General features: G+C 67.8%; 15 protein-coding genes. 7 read left to right on the forward strand and 8 right to left on the reverse strand.

Going from position 1 to position 16,572, the window contains the following annotated elements; translation table 11 throughout:
• On the reverse strand, positions 1-1,111 hold a 1,111-nt coding region (locus KHY18_RS24735), incomplete at its 3' end, for an MFS transporter (RefSeq protein WP_213306420.1).
• A gap of 309 nt (positions 1,112-1,420) precedes the next feature.
• Here KHY18_RS24735 and otnI point away from each other — a divergent pair.
• Complete coding sequence (gene otnI, locus KHY18_RS24740) at positions 1,421-2,242, forward strand: 2-oxo-tetronate isomerase (RefSeq protein WP_213306383.1); 822 nt, start codon at positions 1,421-1,423, stop codon at positions 2,240-2,242.
• 7 nt (positions 2,243-2,249) lie between these two features.
• On the opposite strand, the gene KHY18_RS24745 is transcribed toward otnI, so the two are convergent.
• Positions 2,250-3,275: a Bug family tripartite tricarboxylate transporter substrate binding protein gene (locus KHY18_RS24745; RefSeq protein WP_213306386.1), complete on the reverse strand. Its 1,026-nt coding sequence runs from the start codon at positions 3,273-3,275 to the stop codon at positions 2,250-2,252.
• Positions 3,276-3,429: 154 nt separating this feature from the next.
• On the opposite strand from KHY18_RS24745, the gene KHY18_RS24750 reads away from it, so the two are divergent.
• Positions 3,430-4,377 (forward strand): MBL fold metallo-hydrolase, encoded by a 948-nt coding sequence (locus KHY18_RS24750; RefSeq protein WP_249729361.1) that lies wholly within the window; start codon positions 3,430-3,432, stop codon positions 4,375-4,377.
• Between the two features lie 7 nt (positions 4,378-4,384).
• Here the strand turns inward: KHY18_RS24750 and KHY18_RS24755 are convergent, their stop codons facing one another.
• Both KHY18_RS24755 and KHY18_RS24760 read right to left on the reverse strand, forming a co-directional pair.
• Positions 4,385-5,290: a LysR family transcriptional regulator gene (locus KHY18_RS24755; RefSeq protein WP_213306389.1), complete on the reverse strand. Its 906-nt coding sequence runs from the start codon at positions 5,288-5,290 to the stop codon at positions 4,385-4,387.
• A 31-nt stretch (positions 5,291-5,321) separates the two neighbouring features.
• Positions 5,322-6,332, reverse strand: coding sequence for a Bug family tripartite tricarboxylate transporter substrate binding protein (locus tag KHY18_RS24760; RefSeq protein ID WP_213306392.1), 1,011 nt, complete (start codon positions 6,330-6,332; stop codon positions 5,322-5,324).
• Positions 6,333-6,429: 97 nt separating this feature from the next.
• Between KHY18_RS24760 and KHY18_RS24765 the strand changes: the two genes are divergently transcribed.
• Both KHY18_RS24765 and KHY18_RS24770 read left to right on the forward strand, forming a co-directional pair.
• Positions 6,430-8,196 (forward strand): IlvD/Edd family dehydratase, encoded by a 1,767-nt coding sequence (locus tag KHY18_RS24765; protein WP_213306395.1) that lies wholly within the window; start codon positions 6,430-6,432, stop codon positions 8,194-8,196.
• Positions 8,197-8,205: 9 nt separating this feature from the next.
• Positions 8,206-8,949, forward strand: a complete 744-nt coding sequence (locus KHY18_RS24770) for a GntR family transcriptional regulator (protein WP_213306426.1) — start codon at positions 8,206-8,208, stop codon at positions 8,947-8,949.
• 41 nt (positions 8,950-8,990) lie between these two features.
• On the opposite strand, the gene KHY18_RS24775 is transcribed toward KHY18_RS24770, so the two are convergent.
• From KHY18_RS24775 to nikR, 4 genes are all read right to left on the reverse strand, one after another.
• The gene (locus tag KHY18_RS24775; RefSeq protein ID WP_213306398.1) at positions 8,991-9,980 is read right to left on the reverse strand and encodes a 3-hydroxyacyl-CoA dehydrogenase family protein; all 990 of its coding nucleotides are present in this window, start codon (positions 9,978-9,980) and stop codon (positions 8,991-8,993) included.
• Positions 9,981-10,055: 75 nt separating this feature from the next.
• Entirely contained in the window at positions 10,056-10,763 is a 708-nt protein-coding gene (locus KHY18_RS24780; RefSeq protein WP_249729363.1) for a DUF4198 domain-containing protein, read from the reverse strand.
• A gap of 11 nt (positions 10,764-10,774) precedes the next feature.
• Positions 10,775-12,817, reverse strand: a complete 2,043-nt coding sequence (locus KHY18_RS24785) for a TonB-dependent receptor (RefSeq protein WP_213306404.1) — start codon at positions 12,815-12,817, stop codon at positions 10,775-10,777.
• Positions 12,818-12,890: 73 nt separating this feature from the next.
• Positions 12,891-13,325, reverse strand: coding sequence for a nickel-responsive transcriptional regulator NikR (nikR, locus tag KHY18_RS24790; protein ID WP_213306407.1), 435 nt, complete (start codon positions 13,323-13,325; stop codon positions 12,891-12,893).
• 160 nt (positions 13,326-13,485) lie between these two features.
• On the opposite strand from nikR, the gene KHY18_RS24795 reads away from it, so the two are divergent.
• The 3 genes from KHY18_RS24795 to KHY18_RS27315 form a co-directional block, all read left to right on the forward strand.
• On the forward strand, positions 13,486-14,469 hold the full coding sequence (locus tag KHY18_RS24795; protein WP_213306411.1) for an ABC transporter permease: 984 nt from the start codon (positions 13,486-13,488) through the stop codon (positions 14,467-14,469).
• Positions 14,470-14,503: 34 nt separating this feature from the next.
• A complete protein-coding gene (locus KHY18_RS24800) occupies positions 14,504-15,427 on the forward strand; it encodes an ABC transporter permease (RefSeq protein WP_213306414.1) in 924 nt (307 codons plus the stop codon).
• A gap of 1 nt (position 15,428) precedes the next feature.
• The coding region (locus KHY18_RS27315) for an ATP-binding cassette domain-containing protein (protein ID WP_213306417.1) at positions 15,429-16,572 on the forward strand (1,144 nt) is incomplete at its 3' end.

Consider the following 16,572-nt stretch of genomic DNA (forward strand, 5'->3'; position numbering starts at 1 on the left):
CGACGACGATGGGGCCCAGGCCGCCGATCGCGCGGCCGATGTTGAACAGCACGTTCTGCGCGGTCGCGCGCGCTTCGGTCGGGTAGGCCTCGCTCATCACCGCGCCGTAACCGCCCATCATGCCGTTGACGAACATGCCCAGCAGCGCGCCGGCCCACAGCATGGCCGTGGGGTCGCTGAGCTGCGAATAGGTCAGCAGCATCACCACCGAACCGGCCTGGAACAGGATGAAGCTGGGCTTGCGGCCTATGCGGTCGGCGAGCTGGCCGAAGACCCAGATGCCGGCCATCATGCCCAGCACCGTCACGGCCGTCCACAGCGAGGACTTGGTCAGGTTGAAGCCCAGCTGCTTGGACAGGAAGCTGGGCATCCAGATCATGATGCCGTAGTAGCCGAAGTTCTGCACCGAGGTCAGCACGATCATGCCTATGCTCACGCGCGTCGTCGCCTTGTCGCGCATCAGCAGCTTGAGCGCATGAAAGCGCGGCGCCTTGACGCGCTGCTTGCGCACGAACACTTCGGGCTCGTGCAGCTTGTTGCGAATCACCCAGGCGACCAGCGCCGGAATCACGCCGACCAGGAACATGCCGCGCCAGCCGATCATGGGCAGCAGCAGCGGCGTGAGCAGCGCCGCGGCCAGCACGCCGACCTGCCAGCCCAGCGCCACATACGACGACACGCGCGCCCGGTGGCGTGCGGGCCAGGCTTCGGCGGCCAGCGCCATGCCGATGCCGAACTCGCCGCCCAGGCCTATGCCCGCAATCGTGCGGTAGACCAGCAGGTCCCAGTAGCCTTGCGCGAACGCGCACAGGCCGGTGAACACCGCGAACAGCACGATGGTCCAGGTCAGCACGCGGATGCGGCCGTAGCGGTCGCTCATCGCGCCGAAGAAGAAGCCGCCGATGACCGCGCCGATCAGCGTCCAGGTCACGAGCGAGCCGGCCTGGCCGGGCGTCAGATTCAGGTCGGCGGAAATCGCCGACAGCATGAAGCCCAGGATCAGCAGGTCGAAGCCGTCCATGGCATAGCCCACGGCCGAGCCCGCAAGGGCTTTCCAGCTGTAGCCGTTGATCTCGTCGGGAGCGCTGGCCTGCGCGGCTGCGCCAGGCATGTGAGGGAGGGAGGACAAGTCGATTCCTTGGTCAAACAAAATGCCTGCGCGCCAATAGGCCGTGGCTGCGCCTGCTGCGGCGCAGCAGTCTCCGGGCGCGGCTGCGCCCGGCAGGCATGGGGGAGTCAAAAAAATGGGGGATTCAGGCCGGTCGCGGCTGCGAGGGCTTCTGATAAAAGCGAAAGCCCGGCAAACGGGCAATTTGCAGGGCTTGGAAGAGGTGCGTGAAGCGCGCGCAGGCGCTCGCTGAAAGCTGGCCGCATTGTACATAATCGTCCGGTTCGTGTTGCGCACCACCGAGAAAGACCCATGCCCCGCTTTGCCGCCAACCTGTCCATGCTGTACCGCGAAGTCGATTTTCCCGCGCGCTTTGCCGCGGCCGCGGCCGATGGCTTCTACGCCGTCGAATACCTTTTCCCTTACGACCATGCACCCGAACAGCTGGCGGCGCTGCTGCGCGAGCATGGCCTCACGCAGGTGCTGTTCAATGCGCCGCCCGGCGACTGGGACGCGGGCGAGCGCGGCCTGGCCTGCATCGCGGGCCGCGAGGCGGAGTTTCTGGCGGGCATCGAACGCGCCTTGCACTACGCGCAGCAGCTGGCGTGCCCGCGCATCCATGTGATGGCCGGCATCGTGCCCGCGGCGGGCAACGCCCATGCCACCTATGTTGCCAACTTGCGCGCTGCAGCCGCGCTGGCCGCGCCTTGGGGCGTCACGCTGATGATCGAGCCCATCAACGGCCGCGACATGCCCGGCTATTTCCTGCAGCGCCAGGACCAGGCGCATGCGCTGCTCGAAGAGATAGGCGCGGCCAACGTGCAGGTGCAGATGGATCTCTACCACTGCCAGATCGCCGAAGGCGACCTCGCGACCAAGCTGCGCCAATACCTGGCCACAGGCCGCGTGGGCCACCTGCAGATAGCGGGCGTGCCCGGGCGCCACGAGCCCGATGTCGGCGAAATCCACTATCCCTATCTGTTCGCGCTGCTCGACGAGCTGGGGTATGCGGGCTGGGTGGGGTGTGAATATCTGCCGGCGGGCGCGACCAGCGCGGGACTGGGGTGGCTGGGCCGGTCATCGGCCCTTCGGCAGGCTCAGGGCGAACGGGGGGGAGCTCGGGGCGAACGGTAAAAACCGCTCAAAGCGTCATATGGTTGTCCTTGATGACCTTGCCCCAGCGCGCCAGGTCTTTGGCGATCAGTTCGCCGAACACCGCGGGGCTGCTGGGCATGGGCTGGGCGCCTTCGTTCTGCAGGCGTTCGAGAATGGCCGGGCTCTTGAGCGAGGCGTTGATCTGGGCGTTGATGCGCGCGACGACGTCGGCCGGCATGCGCGCCGGGCCGACCACGCCGTACCACTGGTCGGCTTCGAAGCCGCGTACCGGAACGCCGGCCGCGGCCGCTTCGGCCACAGTGGGCACATCGGGCAGGATGGCCGAGCGCTGCGGTGACGACACCGCCAGCGCCTTGATCTGGCCCGCGCGCAACTGGGCCAGCACCGCGGGAATGCCGGTGAACAACGCCTGCACCTGGCCCGCGACTAGGTCGTTGACGGCCGGCGCCGTGCCCTTGTAGGGCACATGCTGCATGTCGATGCCGGTCTGCTGCGCCAGATAGGCCATGGTCATGTGCGCGGCGCTGCCGTTGCCGCCCGAGCTGTAGTTGATCTTGCCGGGATGGGCCTTGGCATAGGCGATGAACGCGGCCAGGTCCTTGACCGGCAGCGAGGGGTGGACCACCAGCACGTTGGGCACGCGCGCGACCCAGGCGATGGGCGTGAAGCTCTTGATCGGGTCGTAGGGCAGCTTGGGGTACAGGCCCGGCGTGATCGCCAGCGTGCCTACATGGCCCATCAGCAGCGTATAGCCGTCGCCCGCCGCCTTGGCCACGCGGTCGGCGCCTATGCTGCCGCCCGCGCCCGCGATGTTTTCAGGCACGACCGACTGGCCCCAGGCCGTGGTCAGTTCATGGCCTATCGCGCGGCCCAGGATGTCGGCCGAACCGCCGGGCGTGAACGGAATGATCATGCGTATCGCCTTGCTGGGATATTTGGCCTGCGCGAAGGCCGGCCCCAGCGCGGCGCCCAGGCCGCCGGCGAGCGCGAGCTGTACCCATTGGCGGCGATCGAAGGAGGCGGGGGACGGGAGAGAACGAGGTGCGGTCATCAAGGCTTCCAGGCGGCAAAAAATCAGTGGCCCAGTCTACGGAGTGCTACATTGGCTGCGCTCAGGGTTTGCCCGTGGGGCAGGCCGCAATCGCCGCTCGTACCCGCTTGCGGGTCGGGTGTTTCTTCTGTCAACAGCACAAGGACGATCGACTATGGAAACAACACGCCGCCAATGGCTGGTCTGGGGCGCGGGAACGATGGCCGCGGCCGCAGGCGTTTCAGGCTGCGCCCACGCGCCTGTGGCCAGCACCCAAGGCTTCTTTCGCCAGAAAATCGGCAAGGCCCATGTGGTGGCAGTGAGTGACGGCGTGGGGCGCAGGCCGCTGGCCGAAGGCTTTGTGCGCAATGCGCCGCTGGCCCAGGTGCAGGCCGCGCTCGCGGCCCAGGGCCTGCCCACCGACACCATCGACGTTCCCTACACCTGCTTCGTGCTCGAAGTCGACGGCAAGCGCTACCTGCTCGACACCGGCTTTGCCGACAACGGCCCCGCGGGCACGGGACAGCTGCACACCAATCTGCGCGCCGCGGGAATCGATCCGGCGACCATCGACGCCGTGGTGCTGAGCCATCTGCACGGCGACCATATCAATGGTCTGCGCCGCAAGGACGGCAGCCTGGTCTATCCCAATGCGCTGGTCTATCTGCCTTCGCCCGAACACGCGTACTGGCTCGATGCGGCACGTCGCGACGCGGCGCCCGAAGCCGCGCGCGGCGGCTTCCTGGCCGTGCATCGCGTGTTCAATAACTATCCCGCGGACCAGCTGCGCCTGTACGAACCCGGCCTGACCGTGGTCGGCGGCATCGAGAGCATTGCGGCGTTCGGTCATTCGCCGGGCCATACGGTGCTGGCGCTGGGTTCGGGCAAGGACCGTTTCACCTATCTGGCAGATGCCGCGCATTTCCCCGCGCTGTTCGTGCGCAACCCCGACTGGCAGGTGCAGTTCGACATGGACCCGGCCCAGGCCAGGACCACGCGCCACGCGCTGCTCGCGCGCATGGCGCAGGAAGGCGGCCTGGTCGGCGGCTTCCACTTCCCGCTGCCGTCGCTGGGCCGGATTCGCAAGCAGGGCGAAGGCTACCAGTGGGTTCCCCAGACCTGAGAAGACTTTAATCAGGCACTTGAAAATGCGCGACCAGCAGGCCGCGCAAGGCCTGGGCCGCGGGGCTCAGCGGCGGTGACTTGCGCCGCACCAGCCCCAGCGGCCGCTGAATGCCTGGCGCGCGCAGCGCGCGCGTGACCAGGCCGCGGTGGGCGATCAGCTCGCAGGCGGTCTCGGGCAGAACGCCCACGCCCAGCCCCGCCGACAGCAGCGCGCCTATGGTCGCGATATGGTCCACCTCGAAGGCCGGCGCAAAGCGCAGATCCTCGCGCCGCAAGGCTTCATCGACATATTGGCGCACGCTGGCAGTGGGCGACATGGAGACATGCGGGTAAGCCAGCGTCTGCGCCAGCGCGATCGGCGTGCGCTGGCGTGCGAGCGCATGGCCGGGCGCGCACAGCAGCACGAAATGGTCTTGCGTCAGCGGTTCGTAGACCAGGTCTTCCTGTTGGGGATCGGCGGCCGTGAGCGCGAAGTCGACCTTGCCGTCGCGCACCAGCGCGAACGCATGCGCCGACAGCGTGTCGATCAGCGACAGCCTGACCTGGGGATGCGCGGCATGAAAGCGCGCGAGCAATTCGGGTACCAGCGATGCGGCCAGCGAAGGCAGGGCCGCGACCGCGACCTTGCCCTGGCGCAGCGCCAATGTGTCCTGTATGGCCTGCACAGCTTCCTGCGTCTGGCGCAGCAGGGATGCGGCGTGGACGGCGAAGGCCTGGCCTGCATCCGTGAGCGACACCGAGCGCGTGGTGCGGTCGAACAGCCGTGCGCCCAGCTGTTCCTCCAGGCGCGCGATCAGCGCCGAAAGCGCCGACTGCGAGGTGTGCAGCTGCAGCGCGGTCTGGCCGAAATTGCGCGTCTGGCTCAGCGCCAGAAAGGCGCGCAGGTCCTTGGTCGAAAGATTGGTTTCCACCGCGCGCAGTATAGAAGTGGCGCGCCGCGCCTTACTCCACCTGGATGTTGCCGTCCTTGATCACCTTGGCCCACTTCGCATACTCCTGGGAGATCGCCTTGGCCGCGTCGTTGGGCGTGGTGTAGGTCGCGATCGCGCCCTGGGCCAGCATCGATTCCTGGACTTCGGGCTTGAGCAGGATCTCCTTGAGCGCGAGGTTGAGCTTCTTGACGATGTCGGGCGGCGTGCCCGCGGGCGCGGCCAGGCCGAACATCGAGCTGACCTGGAAGTCGGCCAGGCCGGCTTCGACCGCGGTCGGCGTGTCGGGCAGCGAAGGCACGCGCTCGGTGGTGGTCGTCGCCAGCGCGCGCAGCTTGCCCGACTTGATCTGCGCCTGGGCCGCGGGCACGGTATCGATCATCGCGTTCACCTGGCCGCCGAGCAGATCGGACAGCGCCGGGCCGCTGCCCTTGTAGGGCACGTGCATCACGTCGACCTGGGTCTGGCGCTTGAACATTTCGGTCGCCAGATGCTGGGGCGAGCCATTGCCCGCCGACGCAAAGCTCAGCTTGCCGGGCTGGCTCCTGGCGAGTGCGACCAGCTCCTTGATGTCGCGCGCCGGCACGCCCGGGTTGACGACGAACACCAGCGGCACGGTGCCGACGATGGAGATCTGGGCAAAGCTCTTGTCGATGTCGAACGGCACGGTCTTGGGCATCAGCGCCGCGCTGATGGTGTGGCTGGTGAATGCGCCCAGCATCAGCGTATAGCCGTCGGCCGGCGATTTGGCGACCTGACCCGCTCCCACGCTGCCGCCCGCGCCCGCGCGGTTGTCGACCACGAACTGCTGGCCCAGCGCGTCCGACAGGTGCTTGGCGAGCACGCGGCCGATGACGTCGGTCGCACCGCCGGGTGCATAGGGCACGACCACTCGGACGGGCTTGGTGGGGTAGGCGGTCTGGGCCTGTACCCAGGCCGGGGCCAGCGCGATGCCGGCGGCCGCGAGCGCCAGGGCCAGGTGGGTGCGGCGCGTTCGCGCTGCGGTGGATGTTGTCTTTTTCATGCGTGTCTCCTCGGGGTTTTTACTGAGTTCTCGAAAAATCCGGCCGTTGGGGCTCTTGTTGTGTTGATAATATTATTAATAATCTGAAGGACCGATCATGGTTAACCCCCAACGCCCCACGCCGCAAGCCCACGCCATCAACCCCGAGGACGCACAAAGCGGCATCCGCAAAGGCCTGACCAATTACGGCGACCGCGGCTTTTCGCTGTTCCTGCGCAAGGCCTTCATCAAGGGCGCGGGCTATACCGAGCAGGCGCTGGAGCGCCCGGTGATCGGCATCGCGAGCACGGGCAGCGCCTACAACCCCTGCCACGGCAACATGCCCCAGCTGCTCGAGGCGGTGAAACGCGGCGTGCTGATGGCCGGCGGCCTGCCCATGGACTTTCCGACGATCTCGCTGCACGAAAGCTTTTCCCAGCCGACCAGCATGTATCTGCGCAATCTGATGTCCATGGACACCGAGGAAATGCTGCGCGCCCAGCCCATGGATGCGGTGGTGCTGATCGGCGGCTGCGACAAGACCGTTCCGGCGCAGCTGATGGGCGCGGCCTCGGCCGGCCTGCCCGCGGTGCAACTGGTCACCGGCTCGATGCTGACCGGCTCGCACCGCAGCGAACGCGTGGGCGCCTGCACCGACTGCCGCCGCTACTGGGGCAAGTTCCGCGCGGGTGAGATCGACGCCGAGGAAGTCTCCGACGTGAACAACCAGCTCGTGGCCAGCGTGGGCACCTGCTCGGTCGCGGGCACGGCCAGCACCATGGCCTGCATTGCCGAAGCGCTGGGCATGAGCGTTCCCGGCGGCGCCTCGCCGCCGGCCGTGACCGCGGACCGCATTCGCGTCGCCGAGCGCACGGGCACGGTGGCCGTGGAAATGGCGCGTGCCGGCCTGACCATAGACAAGGTGCTCACGCCCGAAGCGTTCGAGAACGCGGTGCGCGTGCTGCTGGCCATGGGCGGCTCGACCAATGCCATCGTCCACCTCGCGGCGATCGCCGGTCGCATGGGCTATGAGCTCGATCTCAAGGCGCTCGATGCGATGAGCCGCGAAACGCCGGTGCTGCTCGACCTCAAGCCGTCGGGCGACCATTACATGGAAGACTTCCACGCCGCGGGCGGCATGGCCACGCTGTTGCGCGAACTCAAGCCGCTGCTGCACCTCGACGCGCTCACCGTGACCGGGCGCACGCTGGGCGAGGAACTCGAAGCCGCGGGCCCGGGCTTCGCGCAGCATGTGGTGCGCAGCCGCGACAACCCCATCTACCCGCAAGGCGGCATTGCCGTGCTGCACGGCAATCTCGCGCCCGAAGGCGCGATCATCAAGCAGTCGGCGGCTGACCAGCGGCTGATGGAACACGAAGGCCGGGCCGTGGTGTTCGAGAACGCCCAGGACCTGGCCAACCGCATCGACGACCCCGACCTCGACGTGACCGCCGACGACATCCTGGTGCTCAAGAACATAGGCCCCAAGGGCGCGGCCATGCCCGAAGCCGGTTACCTGCCGATTCCCAAGAAGCTTGCGGCCCAGGGCGTCAAGGACATGGTGCGCATTTCGGACGGCCGCATGAGCGGCACGGCGTTCGGCACCATCGTGCTGCACGTCACGCCCGAAGCCGCCGTCGGCGGCCCGCTGGCCTGGGTGCAAAATGGCGATCGGATACGGCTGTCGGTGCGCGAACGCAGCATCGAGTGGCTGGTGTCCGAGCAGGAACTGCAGGCGCGTCGCGCGGCCCGCCCGGTGCAGGAGCCGACGGCGGCGCGCGGCTACCAGCATCTGTTCCTGAAGACCGTGACCCAGGCCGACCGGGGTGCGGATTTCGATTTTCTGGCTGCCGTCGAACACAAGGGCAGCGTGCCACGGAGATAAGTGTTGATGATGGACAAGCAGGCGCAGCCCGGGGCCGTGGCCCCGGTGGCGGAGGTCGCCGAACATATCGCGCATGCGCTCGAGGAAGACATCGTGCTGGGCAGCCTGCACCCTTGCCAGCGGCTGATCGAAGACGAGCTGATCGCGCGCTTTTCGGCCAAGCGCCATGCGGTGCGCGACGCGCTGGCGCTGCTCGAGCGCATGGGCCTGGTCGAGCGCAAGCGCAATGTCGGCGCGCTGGTGCGCCACTTCAGCGCGCAGGAAGTCGTGGAACTCTACGAAATGCGCATCCTGCTCGAAACCCAGGCCGCGCGGCGCATGCCGCTGCCCGCGGATGCACAGGCCGTGCAGGCGCTGCGCGATCTGCAGCAGGCGCACGACAGCGCTGTTCAAGCCAACGACCTGCGCGGCGTGTTCCGCAGCAACAAGGCTTTTCATGAAGCCTTCTTCGGTCTGTGCGGCAGCGCGGTGCTGGTCCAGGCGATCGGTGAATATGCACGCCGCACCCATGCGATCCGTTTCGGCGCCATGACTTCGCCGGCCCAGCGCGAGCGCTCGCGCAGCGAACACCATGCGTTGATCGATGCGGTAGCGGCGGGCGCGCGCGCGCAGCTGGTCACGCTGTGCCGCGCGCATCTGCTGCCGTCGCGCGACGCCTATCTGCTGGTGCACGGCCATGCGATTCCGCGCGATGTCGACGATTCAGCGCAAGAGGGCGCGGACTTCGTCGGCCGCGGCCAGGCGTTGGCCTAGTTTGGGGGCCACGGTCACGACCAGGGGATGGGTCATGGCAATCAGGCCTGGGCGGCGTCCTGTACGGGCGGCAGTTCGGCGGCCAGCAGGCCCAGGCCGGCGAGCAGCAGGTTCTGGTAGCGCGCCTTTTCGGCGGCCATGGACTCGGGCGTCCAGGTGAAGAAGCCTTCGCCGGTCTTCATGCCGAACTTGCCCTGCGCCACGCGCTCCGACAGGCATTGCGCGGGCACATGGTTGGCCGCGAGCGAGGGGTACATGGTGGCGCCGGCCGCGCAATGCACTTCGAGGCCCGCATGGTCGCGCTGCAGCACCGGGCCCGCGGCCAGGAAGCGAAAGCCGAAGCCGAAGCGCACGGCGGCGTCCACGTCTTCGGGCGTGGCGATGCCGGCGTCGATCAGCGCGAACGCCTCACGCGCCAGCGCGTGCTGCAGCCGGTTGGCGAGGAAACCCGGCAAGTCCTTCTTGACGCGCACCGGCACCATGCCGCACTGGCGCATGAAGCTGTAGAGGTTGTCCGCGGCTTCGGCCGCGCTGTGCTCGCCCGAGACGACTTCGACCAGCGGCGTCAGGTGCGCGGGCATGAAGAAGTGCAGGCCCAGCATGCGCTCGCGCGTGGCCAGGCCCTGGGCGATGGCCGAAATCGGAAAGCTCGAGCTGTTGCTGGCGAGCAGCGCATCGGGGCGCGCGCACTTTTCAAGTCGCGCGAACAGCGCCTGCTTGAGTTCCAGGCGTTCGGGAATGCACTCTATGACCAGATCGATGCCCGCCCAGTCGAGCGCCTCGAGTTCGCTGGCAATTTGCAGCCGGCCCAGTTGGTCTTCGGCGCCCAACTGGCCCAGGCCCAGCGCGACCTGGGCGCGCAGCGCCGCATGGCGCTCGGTGGCGGTCTCGACCACCGTGGTGCGGCAGCCCGCGCGCGCCAGCACCACGGCCACATCGGCGCCCATGGTGCCGCCGCCGACAACGACGGCCTGCGATTGGCTGGGGCGAAGGAAATGGGCCGGGGCGGAAAAAGCGGGAGAGGTGTTCATGGCCTGCAGTCTGGCCATGCACCACCCATCTGTGAAGCGAAATAAATCGATCGATTGATCGTTTTATTTTGTGAATCAATGCACGGCGAAACTGAACAAGGCTTCGTAGCTGCGTTCGGTGACTTTGGCGTCGCCTTGCACCGGCTGGCGAAAGATCACCTGCACATGGTTGGTGCCGCGCGTGGTCTGGATTCTTGCGTGGCCCTTGGCGTCGGTCATCGCCTGGGGGCCGTTCTCGCCCAGGCGCACGCTCGCGCCGGCCAGCGGTCGGCCCAGCAGCTGCACCTGCAGTTCCAGCGTCTCGCCCGCGTGTGGCGCGCGGCCCTGCAGCGGCGTGACTTCGAAGTCCTGGCCCAGATCGCGCTGCGTGAGCGCATTCCAGACGATCACGGTCTTGTGGAACTTGCGCGCGTGCACGCCGCGCGTGGCGCCGGGGTTGCGGTCCATGGGCACATTGCGCATCGCGCCGCCCGCGCTGCCGCTGAAGAAGCCGTTGTCGAGTTCGACGGCGATCAGCGCGGCTTCGGGCGAGGGCACGACGCGCAAGCCTTGCTGCGCCGGCTCCACGCGCGCTTCGACACAGCGCCCGCGCCTATCGAAAGCGCGCACGCTTTGCAGCTTCTCGGGCGCAAAGGCTTCGAGCTGGCCCGCATGGCCGCCGAACTGGATCAGATAGCCGCCGCGCGCATCGGGCTCCAGCCAGACGTTGTGGGCCTGGGCCGCGCCCGCGAGAACGGCGGCGCTGCACAGCGCGATGCGCGCCAGGGATTGCAAGGTGGGCATGGTGTTGTTGTTCATAGAGAGAAATTCAGACCGAGCAGCACGGTGCGCGCGGCGCCGGGCGCGACCAGGCGTTCGCCGCCTATCACGGACATGCTCGAGGCATAGGATTTGTCGCCCAGGTTGCGCACCATCAGGCTCAGCGTTGCGTCCGCGAGGCCCAGCGCCGCGGGCAGGCGGTATTGCAGGCCCAGATCGGTCACGTGGTAGGCGGGGCTGAACGTGGTGTTGGCCGCATCGACGGCCATGCGGCCCACATGGCGCAGCGCGCCCTGCAGGGTCCAGTCCGCGTTCATCTGCCAGCGCGCCTGCAGCGTGCTGGTGTAGCGCGGCACGGCCGCGACCTGGCGGCCCACGAGCGCGGCATTGGCGTTCTGCGTGACGCGCGACTGCGCGCGGCCGTAGTTCCAGCGCAGTTCCACGGCCTTGGCGGGCGTCCAGACCGCCTGCAGCTCTGCGCCCTTGCGCAAGGTTTCGCCGAAGTTTTCGTAGACACCGGGCGCGGGATTGCGGATTTCCTGGCTCGACGCCATGCGGTACAGCGCCAGGTCCAGCCACAGCGCGCGGTGCGCGCGCCACTGCAGTCCCACTTCGGTCTGGCGGAACACATTCGGATCGAGCTGGGCCGCGCCCAGCGCGTACTTCGCGAAGTTGCTGGGCAGCGCAAAGCCTTCGGTCCAGCTCGCGCGCAGCGTCAGCGGCTCGCTCACGCGTGAACTGAAACCCAGCTTGGGGCTGGTGTGCGCCACGCGCTGCATGCGCGCGCAGGGTTCGCTGCCGGTTTCGGCGCCCAGCCGTTCGCAGTCGCCCGTGAAGCGGTCATGGCGCAGGCCAAGGCTGGGCATGAACAGGGGGTGGAGCTTCCAGTCGACCTGGGCGAAGGCCGCGACATTGTTCAGCGTCGCCTGGCGGTCGTTGATCGCGGGCGCGGAACGCCGGCGGTTTTGCAGATCATCCCAATAGCCATAGTCGGTGGATTCGCGCAGGGCTTCCAGGCCCAGCGTCCATTGCGCCGAACGCGTCGCGCCGCTCAGGTTCAGGCCGGTGCCGGCGACGCTGCGGTCATAGCGCTCCTCGCGCTGCACCCAGTTGCCGCCCTTGGGGCGCGTGAACCAGCGCACGAAATCCTGCGAAGTGCCGTAGGCATAGGCGAGCAGGCGCGTGTCTTCGCCCAGATCGTAGTTCACGTCCAGGCGCAGCGTGCGCAAATGCTTTTGCGCGCCATCGCCCTGCACGCGCGCGTCCTTGCCCTGCGGGTCCGCCTGCCATTGCGACAGCGTGAGATAGCTGGGCGAATCGCCCTGGGCCGCATGGATGCGCCCCGACAGCGCGACGCTCCAGCGTGCATCAATCTGGCGCTGCCAGCGCGCGCTTAGTGTGCTGCGCTCGTTGCCGGCGTCGGGCCGCGCGCCGTCGCTGCGCGCGTGCTGGGCGGCGATGAACAGCTGGCTCGCATCGTCCAGGCGCAGTCCCAGCGCGGCCTGGGCGTCGAGCGTGCCGTGGCTGCCGGCCTGCAGCGCGACTTCGCGGTATTCGCCGCTGCGGCGCGTGCGCAGCTCGATCAGGCCCGCGCGATTGAAGTTGCCCTGCAGCACCGAGACCGGGCCCTGGTGCACCGCGACTTCTTCCAGCTCCAGCGGCACGACCACGTTGAGATCGAAATAGCCATCGGCGTGCGACATCGCCTCGTTGAGCGAAATGCCGTCGAGCGTCGCGGCGACGTCGCCGCCATGGCCGCCGCCCGAAAACCCGCGCAGCACCACGCTGTTGGCGACGCCGCCGAGCTGGTAATCGTTGACATGCATTCCCGGCACCTGGCGCCACAGCGCTTCGACTTCGGAGACAGAGGCCTCCTTGATTTCGGCGCGGCCCAACGTGGGCACCGAGTAGGCCGCGCGGCTGGCCTGCAGCGCCTGGCCCTTGACGGTGATGGGCGCGAGCACGCTTTCCTGCGCGGCGGCGGCCAGAGGCAGGCCCAGGGCCAGCGAAACAGTCGCCAGCAGGCGCGTGGCCGGTGGACGGGGGCGAGATGGGATGGGTGTAGGGAAGGGCAGCATGTATGAAGTTTTCAGCAAACTTCATACCAGCTGGCCTGATCCGTTTGCGCACTCTTGTGGTGCGACTGCGGTGTCAGTCGTGATGATGGTGGTGCGTGTCTGCCCCGATCTGGCCCATGACCACGTTGAGCTGCCCATGGTGTACGCCGCGCTCGGCCATCAATTGGTTGGCGAACTGCCGCACCTGCTCGGCCGGGCCCTTGAGCATCACGGTCTCCAGGCACCGGGAATGGTCCAGGTGCACATGGGTCGTGGCTATCGTCAGATCGTGGTGGGCATGCTGCAGCCGCGCCAGGCGCTCGGCGAGTTCGCGTTCGTGGTGGTCGTAGACATAGGACAGATTGGCGACGCAGGGGCCCATGGCCTGCGTGGCTTCGCGCTGCTGTGCGAGGTGCGTGAGCAGCAGATCGCGTATGGCCTCGGAGCGGTTGCTGTGGCCGGTGCGCGCCATGAAGGCGTCGAATTCCTGGGCCAGGCTGTCCTGCAGGGAAATAGTGAAACGTTGCATGGCCTGAATGCTAGCGATGATCGTGCCGGGCAGCGCGGCCGGTGAGGCGCGACGGAAAACCGATTTTGCTTACTCGTTTTCGTTCGTTGTGCGCGCCGGGGGCGTGCTTCTATGCTGGTGGGCGCATCTGTTTTCGCTGTTCTCCACTGCTCCAATTTTCATGAATCTTCTCAAAGCCGGCCGGGTTCTGCGGCGTACCTTGTGGCAGGCCGTGCCCACCGTGATCGGCGTGGTCATTCTCAACTTCTGCCTGCTGCAACTCGTTCCCGGCGACGCCGCCGATGTGATCGCCGCCGAGTCGGGCTCGGCCACGCTGGAGACCATGGCGCAGATGCGCAGCCACTTCGGCCTCGATCTGCCGGTGATGCAGCAGCTGGGCGCCTATCTCAACAACCTCGCGCATTTCAGCCTGGGCACTTCGCCGCGCTACAACATGCCGGTCACCGAGCTGATCGGCTCGCGCCTGCCCAACACCTTGCTGCTGATGCTGGCCGCGCTGGGCACGGCGCTGGTCGTGGGCGTGCTGCTGGGCAGCATCATGGCCAGCCGCGTGGGCCGCTGGTCGGACCGCGTGCTGTCGGTGTTCGCGCTGCTGCTGTATTCGACGCCCAGCTTCTGGCTGGGCCTGATGACCGTGGTGCTGTTTTCCGTGCACCTGGGCTGGCTGCCCACGGGCGGCAGCGCCAGCATAGGCGCCAACCTGACGGGCTGGGACAGCGTGGTCGACCGGCTGCGCCATCTGGTGCTGCCCGCGCTGGCGATGTCGGGTTTCTATATCGCCATCTTCTCGCGGCTCACGCGCGCCTCCATGCTTGAAGTCAGCCGCCAGGACTTCGTGCGCACCGCCCAGGCCAAGGGCCTGCACCCGCTGCGCGTGAGCTTTGCACATGTGCTGCGCAATGCGCTGATTCCCGTCACCACGGTCGCGGGAATGCACTTCGGCACGCTGCTGGGCGGCGCGGTGGTCGTCGAGACCGTGTTCAGCTGGCCCGGCCTGGGCCGGCTGGCGTTCGAGTCGGTGATGGCGCGCGACTACACCGTGCTGCTGGGCATTCTGCTGCTGTCGTCGCTGCTGGTCATCCTGGCCAACATGCTGGTCGATCTGCTGCATGCCTGGCTGGACCCGCGCATTCAGCTGCGCTGAGCCTTCCCCCCGTTTTCTCATCAGGTTCCGCTCCATGTCCACTCCCTATCCCGCAACGGGCACGCGCCCCGTGCTGCCCGCCTGGTGGCGCCGGCTGCGCCACCGAACGGCCGCAGGCGCCAGCGGCAATGCCGCGCTGCAGGTCTTCGTGCGCAATGCCGCCGCCGTCGGCGGCGTGGTGTTTCTGCTGTTCGTTCTCGTCATGGCGCTGGCCGCGCCCTGGCTTTTCCCCGGCGACCCGCTCGACATGGTGGCGACGCCGCTGCTGTGGCCTGGCCAGGACCCGGCGTTTCCTCTGGGCAGCGATTCCATGGGCCGCGACGTGCTCGCCGGCATAGCCCACGGCGCGCGCATGTCGCTGTCGGTGGGCGTGGTCGCCGCGGTGCTGAGCCTGTGCATTGGCATCGTCGTCGGCGCGACTGCGGGCTACTTCGGCGGCTTTGTCGACGATGTGCTGGTGCGCATCACCGAGCTGTTCCAGACCATGCCGTCGTTTCTTTTCGTGATCGTGGTCGTGGCCATAGGCCAGCCTTCGGTGACGGTGATCGTGCTGGCCATTGGCCTGGCGTCGTGGCCCGTGATCGCGCGTCTGGTGCGCGCCGAATTCCGCACGCTGCGCGAAATGGAATTCGTGCTCGCCGCGCGCAGCCAGGGCTTCGGCCACCTGCGCATCATGCTGCAGGAGATGCTGCCCAACGCGCTGCCGCCGGTCATCGTGACCACCTCGGTGCTCGTGGCCAGCGCCATCCTGATCGAGTCGGCGCTGTCCTTTCTGGGCATGGGCGACCCCAACACCGTGAGCTGGGGCAGCATGATTGGCGAAGGCCGCGAACTGCTGCGCACCTCGTGGTACCTGTGCGCGTTGCCGGGCGCGGCCATCGTGCTGACCGTGCTGGCATTGAATCTGGTGGGCGAGGGCCTGAACGACGCCCTCAATCCTCGCCTGCGAGGCCGTTGAAATGACTCTAGAACTGATAACACCTTCCGCCCCGCTGCTCGATATCCGCGGCCTCGACATCCAGTTCCGCGGCTCGCGCGGACCCATACAGGCGGTGCGCGGGCTGGACCTGAAAATCCAGCGCGGCGAAACGCTGGCGCTGGTCGGCGAGTCGGGCTGCGGCAAGTCGACCACCGCGCTGGCCATCTTGCGATTGCTCGCGCCGGGCGCGACGCTCAAGGGCAACATCATGTTCGACGGCCGCGACATCGTCGCCATGCCGCCGGCCGAACTGCGCGCGCTGCGCGGGCGCGATATCTCCATGGTCTTCCAGGAGCCCATGACTTCGCTCAACCCCGTGCACACCATAGGCGCGCAGATCATCGAGACGCTGCGCCAGCACGAGAATCTGACGGCGGCCGCGGCGCGCAAGCGCGCCGTCGAGCTGCTTGATCTGGTGCGCATTCCCGAGCCCCAGCGCCGTCTCGACGACTTCCCGCACCACCTTTCGGGCGGTCAGCGCCAGCGCGTGATGATCGCCATGGCGATGGCCTGCCGGCCGCGCCTGCTGGTCGCCGACGAGCCCACGACCGCGCTCGACGTGACGGTGCAGGCGCAGATTCTGGAACTGCTCGACGGCCTGCGCCGCGAGTTCGACATGGCCTTGCTGCTGATCACCCACGACCTGGGCCTGGTCGCGCAATGGGCCGATCGCGTGGCGGTGATGTATGCGGGCGAAAAGGTCGAGGAGGCCGCGACGGCCGAGCTCTTTGCGCGGCCCGCACATGCCTATACGCGCGGTTTGCTCGGCGCTTCGCTGCATGGCGGCCGCTCGCTGCACTACACGGCCGAACGCCTGCCCGAGATCCGCGTGCGCGTCGATGCCGCGACGCAGGCGCGCAATTTCACGCTGCATTTGCCGACCACGGTGCCGGTGAAGAAGGACGCCACGGCCGCGGCCGCGCCGCTGCTGTCGGTGCAGGACCTGCACACCGAATACGCGACGCGCCAGGGCGGCGTGGTGCGCGCGGTCGACGGCGTGTCCTTCGACATCGCGCCGGGCGAGACGCTGGGCCTGGTCGGCGAGTCGGGCTGCGGCAAGTCGACGCTGTCGCGCACGCTGCTGCGGCTGGTCGATCCCAGCCGCGGGCGCATCGTGCTCGACG

Source organism: Acidovorax sp. CCYZU-2555, assembly GCF_018413525.1.
Lineage (GTDB): Bacteria > Pseudomonadota > Gammaproteobacteria > Burkholderiales > Burkholderiaceae_C > Comamonas.